This is a genomic window from Spirulina sp. CS-785/01, assembly GCF_028330525.1.
GTDB lineage: Bacteria > Cyanobacteriota > Cyanobacteriia > Cyanobacteriales > Spirulinaceae > JAQMSD01.
In genome coordinates this window covers 1-6,241 of the sequence record NZ_JAQMSD010000020.1, presented here as the reverse complement: position 1 = coordinate 6,241, position 6,241 = coordinate 1, and the positions used below count along the sequence as shown (strand labels likewise).

The 6,241-nt window shown below is 44.8% G+C and carries 6 protein-coding genes; 1 reads left to right on the top strand and 5 read right to left on the bottom strand.

Annotation, left to right across the window (positions count from 1 at the left end; translation table 11 throughout):
* Nucleotides 1–488: 488 nt before the first annotated feature.
* From PN462_RS00750 to PN462_RS00735, 4 genes are all read right to left on the bottom strand, one after another.
* The gene (locus PN462_RS00750) at nt 489–1,565 is read right to left on the bottom strand and encodes a tocopherol cyclase family protein (RefSeq protein ID WP_272125912.1); all 1,077 of its coding nucleotides are present in this window, start codon (nt 1,563–1,565) and stop codon (nt 489–491) included.
* A gap of 57 nt (nt 1,566–1,622) precedes the next feature.
* Nucleotides 1,623–2,147, bottom strand: coding sequence for a PAP/fibrillin family protein (locus PN462_RS00745; protein ID WP_272125911.1), 525 nt, complete (start codon nt 2,145–2,147; stop codon nt 1,623–1,625).
* A gap of 3 nt (nt 2,148–2,150) precedes the next feature.
* Entirely contained in the window at nt 2,151–2,411 is a 261-nt protein-coding gene (locus tag PN462_RS00740) for a hypothetical protein (RefSeq protein WP_272125910.1), read from the bottom strand.
* A gap of 105 nt (nt 2,412–2,516) precedes the next feature.
* The gene (locus PN462_RS00735) at nt 2,517–2,966 is read right to left on the bottom strand and encodes a hypothetical protein (RefSeq protein ID WP_272125909.1); all 450 of its coding nucleotides are present in this window, start codon (nt 2,964–2,966) and stop codon (nt 2,517–2,519) included.
* A gap of 6 nt (nt 2,967–2,972) precedes the next feature.
* Between PN462_RS00735 and pip the strand changes: the two genes are divergently transcribed.
* Nucleotides 2,973–3,920: a prolyl aminopeptidase gene (pip, locus tag PN462_RS00730; protein WP_272125908.1), complete on the top strand. Its 948-nt coding sequence runs from the start codon at nt 2,973–2,975 to the stop codon at nt 3,918–3,920.
* Nucleotides 3,921–3,929: 9 nt separating this feature from the next.
* Here pip and PN462_RS00725 read toward each other — a convergent pair whose 3' ends face one another.
* Nucleotides 3,930–5,915, bottom strand: a complete 1,986-nt coding sequence (locus tag PN462_RS00725; RefSeq protein ID WP_272125907.1) for a hypothetical protein — start codon at nt 5,913–5,915, stop codon at nt 3,930–3,932.
* Nucleotides 5,916–6,241: the final 326 nt, after the last annotated feature.

Below are 6,241 nucleotides of genomic sequence, written 5' to 3'. Positions count from 1 at the left end.
CGTTGGACATAATGATGAATTTGAGTAAGATTTAATTGGGGTTACTCAGGAGATTTTATCAAAATTATTCTTTTTTTCCTTCAACATAGTATTATTCTTTTTTCAGTAGCATTTGTTACTAAATTAGATGAGCTTACCCTGTACAACGTTGGCTATATTACGCAATAGCGGTGTATCCCATCCTACGAATTCAATTAAAAACGCGATCGCTGCTAGGTTAAAGGCAGCAGCAAGTCCTCCACCTACCAGGAACTTAACGATTCGGTTACGTCGGAGTTGCTCTAACATTATACGCTTCTACTCATTAAGTAGGAAGTTCAATAGGTTCATAGCGGGAAAAATAGAATGGGTTGAGTCAGCCTTTAGATTTTTCACCAACAGTTCTAGAACTGTATATTATAAGGATGATCTACCTGTCAAGGGTTTTGTTCCTAATTCCGGAAAATTGCCAATCAATAAATAAGCCAATTAATTAGCAGTAAAACTGCTCACTCCCGTATCCACGCTTCTTCCCAACCCTTTCCCCCCACTTCTAACCCACAAACAGAACTTCTCGCGGATAAAAGGGGTTTTCCCCCTCTATTACGCAATTCTAAGCGGAGATCACCCCCCATAGTATCCCGACAACAGAATTGTAACCCCACCTGCGTCGGTGCGCGTAACGGTGTCCCCTTGTGGGCCGTTGTCCCCACTAATTCCACTTCATATTGTAAATTTTTGGCCTGCATTTTCCACTCTCCCCAGGGTTGAATTTGCCATTTAACTTGAGAATTCCACGGGACAAATTCATAAAAATGTCCCCGATAATGAAAACAAATTAAAGCAACCGACTCCATCCACCATAAAACCCCTCGACGGCCTCCCCCTGCGGTTAAAGCTAAATCTGACTCATCTTCAAAACAATTACAATTCAACCAAAACCACCGTTCCGGAAAGGAACGTCCCCAATTTTTTTCATGATAGGCGGGTGCATCATTAAAATAATACATTTGCCCATTCCAATCAATCCAACCTGTGGCTAATCCATGGGCCATTAAAATTTGCCAACCGGGTTCAAAAATTTGCGAGGCGGAAAGAACACCAGCCGTTGATTGTTGGCGAGCATTAGGGTTTCCCCACCCATAAACAGGTTTAATTTCGTATTGCCAGCGACAATAATTTCCTGTACCTGGATCACGAATATATCCTTGATTTAAACGGTCTGTGGCTTGATATCCTTCCTCAATACTTTCATTAAATAATTCTGGGTCTAATTCTTGGGGGGGGATATCTAAATCAGTTTTTCGCCAATGACCTAATCCTAGTTTATTTTGGGTTGCCCAAAAGGTATTTACATCAGGAAAAGTACGCCAAACATATTCATCATTTGCCCCTAATACTTGTGCTGCACCGCCACTATATTGAGTCCCCCCAAGGGGATCATCAATGGAGTACATAAAGGCGAAGGTTTGCTGTATTGCGGGAATTGTTACCCGAAAATACCAGCCTTCAAAAAAGCGTTTACTTGTCCCGTTCCAGTGATAACCACTATGGGGGGTTTGTAAAGGGTTGGTGGTGGGTGTCATTAATCAATTGGTAATTGGTGATTGGTGATTATAAAAAATTATTTTATGATCAACCTACTATAAACTAGAGTTGGAGTTTAGTTTATAATATAGGGCAATTCCGCCACGATTTCCTCGGGCAATTTTAAAGGGAGGGTGCAAATAGGTTATTTGTAACCATCCGGTTGCTTTCCCAATAGGGAAGGAAATAGAAGGGAGTGAACCGAGTTTGATCTGTACTTTTTGAGTGATAAAATTGAGTCGGTTTCTTCTAGGAATTGTTAAGGAATTTTGCACCGAAATTTGCAGCAAAGAGAAGTTAACTTGATTAATAAGTTGTTGCTGATCTGGGTCAATAATTTGTTGAATATTCTTGAAAATAGGTTTCGGTTGATCACTCAACTGTTCTACAGGTTTTTGAATAGTTTTGATCCCACTTGTCCAAAGCAGTTGCCACGTTCCTGTTAACTCTGGAACTGATCCTCTCACTCGCTGTTTTTCTAAGGCTAACAGGACAGGTAACAGGGCTTTAGGGCGGACTTTTCCCTCTGTCATTGCTCTGTGTAAAATAGACTGGTGTAAAATAGATGAATTTTGTCTCATTTCTTATTCTTGTCGGTTCACTTCTTCTTGTAACCAAGGATCAACAGGTTGGCCATCCTTGCGTTGGAGTTCAATTTCGACTTGCATGACTTCTTTTGACCCTGGAGGCGCGGGTTGTCGATGGAAAACAATGTTATAATCATCGGGGTTTTCTTTGCGTTCTTTGAGCCAGTCTTGGACTTTCATGGTACAAAAGAAAGACTGTCCCTGATCCATCATTTTGGTGATTTCTAGTCGTAAAGTATAGGGGTTATGTCTGCCCATAATAAATTAAATTCTTGTGGTTTTCTGGGTTGGCGTTCAGGGTTGAGCCTAGTTTGATCCTAGCATTTTTGGCGGCGCGATCGCGCTTTTCCCTCTGTATAACTCTTATTGCTGTTGTTCCTCTTTGTAGGCTTTCAGGGTTTGTAGATGTTGTTTGAGTAACGCGATCGCATCACCCCGATTCTGTTGTCCATAATACTCCCCCGCTTGCACCAAACTCGCCACCGCATCATCAATTTGGCGCAAATTTCCAAACGCTAACCCCAAATTATGATAGGCTTCTGGCCAGTCTGTCCCCTGGCGGACCACTTGCAAAAACTGCTCTTTGGCTTGACGATACTTCTGTACCCTAAACGCCTCCACCCCCTGATCAAAACGTTCTCTAAGACGGTTTTTTTGCCCTTCTGGGGGCGATTCCGGGGGTAATAAGATGGGATCAGTAAACAGGGTAACGGTACTCCCAGACCCCACATACGCCCAAACCATTGCACCCATCCCCCCACCGACAATTAACGCGAGGGTCCCAAACCAAGCCAAAAAATTTCCCCATTCCATAAGATTATGCGCGAACTCTATCCTCCTATTGAACCGTACAACGAGGGATATTTAAAAGTCTCCGACTTACATACCCTCTATTTTGAAGAATCAGGCAACCCCCAAGGAAAACCCGTGATTTTCCTTCACGGAGGGCCCGGAGGAGGGAGTGATCCCATCTACCGTCGCTATTTTGACCCGCAAGGGTGGCGAATTGTCATTTTTGACCAACGGGGATGCGGAAAAAGTACCCCCCACGCAGAATTACAGGAGAATACCACCTGGGATATAGTCGCAGATATTGAAAAATTGCGAGATCATCTGGGGATTGAGTCTTGGGTGGTGTTTGGAGGAAGTTGGGGGAGTACCCTCGCATTAAGTTACAGTGAAACCTACCCCAGTCGTTGCTTAGGAATGATTTTGCGGGGAATTTTCCTGCTGCGTCGTAAGGAATTACAGTGGTTTTATCAAGAAGGGGCCAGTTATATTTTCCCCGATGCTTGGGAAGCGTATCTAAACCCCATTCCCGTTGCAGAACAAGGGGATTTACTCACGGCGTATTATAAACGCTTAACCCATGAAAATGCCCAAATTCGTGAGGAGGCCGCCAAAGCGTGGTCTATTTGGGAAGGAAGTACCAGTAAATTAATTCCTCCTGATGATGTGGCGGACAAATTTGGGGATTCTCGGTTTGCTGCGGCCTTTGCGCGGATTGAATGTCATTATTTTGTGAATGGGGGATTTTTTAATCCAGAAACCCAGTTATTCGATAATCTCGATCGCATTCGTCATCTTCCGGCTATTATTGTTCAAGGACGTTATGATATGGTTTGTCCCATGACCACTGCTTGGGAGTTACATAAGCGATGGCCAGAAGCCGAGTTTCAGGTCATTGCCGATGCAGGCCATTCTATGACTGAACCGGGGATTCGAGATGCGTTACTCAAGGCCAGCGATCGCTTTTTAGAATTATAGTTTCTCCCTTTAATCAGCAACTAATCGGTCTTCTGTCACGGTTGTCTTAAAGGTATGACCTCCCGCTTCAACGCGCAATGTGCCAGCTTTCCAACCGAGAAAAATGGGGTTTCCTTGGGGAAGTGAACGGTATAATTCAAAATGGTTTTCTCTCCTTAAAAAAACTCCATTTCGTTCAATTTGTGGGAGTAAATTTTCGGGATTATATGTAAACATCAGGCGGTTGTCTTGACTGCCTGTTAATTCCACTCTCCCATTGTTTAAATTTGTTACATCAACTTGACTTTTTTGCCGAACCGCTTGCGTAAAATCTTGATAACTGCCGTGGGTTTCTGCTTCTCCCACCTCCAATGCAAACCCAGTATAGTCCCCTTGAGGTTGGGACAAAACTTGATAGGTTTGTGCTTGGGAATACATCTCTTGATATTTTTTATGCTCTACAGTAATAGCTTGATAATCTTGTAACTGTAGAGGGTGAATAGCTAACCACGTTTTCTCTAACTGGACAAACCAAATATTATCAATTTTTTCAATCTTTGCCGTTTTTGGGAGTTGAAAAAAGAAGGGAGTTTCATCAGCAGGCCGTAGCCAAATTAATAAATTCCGAAATTGTCCAATTTGATCCCCCGGACGTTTCCCTGGTCTCACCCATTTTTGATCAGTATTGGCCACAAAATAATCAACTCCTCGTTGAGAGTTTTGTGCCACCAATTTAAAAGGGGCCACATCTCCATCAGGAAAACTAGCAGCAATACTCCCCATTTGATAACTGTTACCAATAAAAGTCGTTTCCCAATATCCGGGTTGTTGGTCTCCCCCTTCCTTCCAGTTTTCGTAAATGGGTTTCGTGGCTAAAATTTCCACAGGTTTAGGAAACTGTTTTTTAGCTAAAGCGACCACTGCTAGAGGAGGTCGATAACGACTGGTAATAGCATGAAGACTATCCCTAGTGGGGTCAGGGTTAGGAAAGGGGACATCGCCGAAATAGAGAGAGAAAAAGCGGGCAGCATCGGCCCCATACACCACATTAGACCACCCGTAGTCTCGTTTGACGGGGCCTGCCCATCCCCCGTGATAATATTTCACCGCAGCAGCAGTGGAAAGCCAGTCTAAGGCGGCTTTAGCTAAGGCTTTGACTTCTGAGTCTTGGGCGAAGTCGTAGAGGTTTAAATAGGCGGCAAAGGTTTGGCTGTGGTAGGTTTCCGAGTCCCATTCCCCCATGCCAATATGGTATAACGCCCAGACATAGCGTTGCAGTTTGGCTTTGTATTGTTGGCGGACGGTTTCGTTGTTGGTTTCCTCGGCCATGAGATAGACGGCCACTTCTCGCATGGCCTGCAAGTTGTCGGTGTTGCGACTATCCACCCATCCCCCTCGCCGTTGGATACTCCAGTCTTTGCCAGTCCCGTCACCGTGGCCATAGACGGGGTGAGGTCGCGTGTTGGGGTCTTCTTCGGTCCAATTTTTGGCCCCCTCATACATTCGTTGTCGGTAACTGGGGTTGAGGTAGGGGCCAAACAGGAAGTATTTGCGAATTTGGCCTTTGAGGGTGAAGGCGAAATAGTAGTCTATTCCTGCGGTGTGTTGGTGTTGGTTGGCTTGGACATCTTCTTGTTGTAAAAAGGCGATCGCGCGTTCTCGGTTTCCCGCTAAAAAGTCCAACATGGCCAGGGGATAAGACCGTTTTTCGTTTTCAGCGTGGGTATTGCCATAGTCTTTTCCAGCGTAATGGGCGATCGCCCGTTCTGCCCGTCGTCGAAAACCCGCCTCTAATTCCGGCGGCCAACGATTCTGTAACCCCTCCTCCACCGGAGGCAACGCTATCCCTAACCAATCTTCCAAATCCGCCACCGACTGACTGTGAGTTAACGAAGTTTCGGCAACGGGTGAAAAATAAGAAGCAAGGGAATGGGTAGGAGTGGGTGAAGTCTCTGCTGCACAACCTGTTAAACAAGCAGCACAGAGGCTTAAAAGCAAGGAATATCGGGATTTCATAGACTTAGAATAGAATAGAATGAGTAGAATTATCCTCAACAGGTTGGGCTACATCTTCAATGACCCCCACCTACTTCGTGAGGTGAGGGAGTGGGGAGAGATAACCTTCCCGTAGCTGCGAATAGAGCCAAGAGCGGTTAACGAGTAAACACTTCCAGATGTTTCTCTAGTTGGGATTATATGTGAGGGGGTGGAATCTCGCCCAACTGGGTTAGTCCAGGACACAGCGTTAACCGTGGCGTAAGAGACGTAAACCTAATTCAAAGGGGTTATATCCTATGAATCGAATTCCCGTAGTTTCTAAAGACGGACAACCGCTAATGCCG

Bases quoted from the DNA above. Each gene is read 5' to 3' on its own strand.
- PN462_RS00750 (WP_272125912.1), bottom strand. From the start codon at position 1,565: ATGACACCCACCACCAACCCTTTACAAACCCCCCATAGTGGTTATCAC.
- PN462_RS00745 (WP_272125911.1), bottom strand. From the start codon at position 2,147: ATGAGACAAAATTCATCTATTTTACACCAGTCTATTTTACACAGAGCA.
- PN462_RS00740 (WP_272125910.1), bottom strand. From the start codon at position 2,411: ATGGGCAGACATAACCCCTATACTTTACGACTAGAAATCACCAAAATG.
- PN462_RS00735 (WP_272125909.1), bottom strand. From the start codon at position 2,966: ATGGAATGGGGAAATTTTTTGGCTTGGTTTGGGACCCTCGCGTTAATT.
- pip (WP_272125908.1), top strand. From the start codon at position 2,973: ATGCGCGAACTCTATCCTCCTATTGAACCGTACAACGAGGGATATTTA.
- PN462_RS00725 (WP_272125907.1), bottom strand. From the start codon at position 5,915: ATGAAATCCCGATATTCCTTGCTTTTAAGCCTCTGTGCTGCTTGTTTA.